Origin of the sequence: Pseudonocardia halophobica (genome assembly GCF_027922425.1) — a bacterium.
Lineage (GTDB): Bacteria > Actinomycetota > Actinomycetes > Mycobacteriales > Pseudonocardiaceae > Pseudonocardia > Pseudonocardia halophobica.
Window position 1 is genome coordinate 1 of the sequence record NZ_BSFQ01000295.1, and the last position, 525, is coordinate 525.

The window sequence follows — 525 nt, forward strand, 5'->3', positions numbered from 1 at the left end:
ACAGCCGATCAGGCCCGGGTGAATCAGGCCCGGATAGCGTACGCCGGGGATATGGCGCGAGGTGGTATAGATACCCTCGAAATCCCAGATCGACTTGACGGCTTCGGGGTAATGTTCGGTCAGAAAGCCGCCGCCGTTTTCCTTGGCAAACAGGCCGTTAAAGCCCCAGCGCGACTCGGGCAGCGCGCCGATATCCAGAATATCGACCACCAGCAGATCGCCCGGCTCGGCACCTTCGAACCCAAAGGGACCGGAAAGGTAATGCACCCGCGTCAGATCCGCATCGCGGATATCATTGGCGCTGTCATTGTTGCCGACCTGGCCTCCGGTCCAGTCATAACATTCAACCCGCAGCACCTCGCCGGGCTTGAAGGTCTCGACCATCGGAATATCGGGATGCCAGCGGTTATGCGGCTTTTGAATGGCCTCTTCGGGGGCCTTGTTAAGTTCGACCTTGAATACGGTTCTGGACATGCTTTGCTCCCTGACTGGCGACCGGCCTCTGGGGACCGGTTCCGCGCCTAG

Annotated in this window: 1 protein-coding gene; it reads right to left on the reverse strand. The window is 59.8% G+C overall.

Annotation, left to right across the window (positions count from 1 at the left end; translation table 11 throughout):
- A partial coding sequence (locus tag PKE99_RS39495) for an acetamidase/formamidase family protein (RefSeq protein ID WP_271215190.1) occupies positions 1–474 on the reverse strand: 474 nt, incomplete at its 3' end.
- Positions 475–525 lie beyond the last annotated feature (51 nt).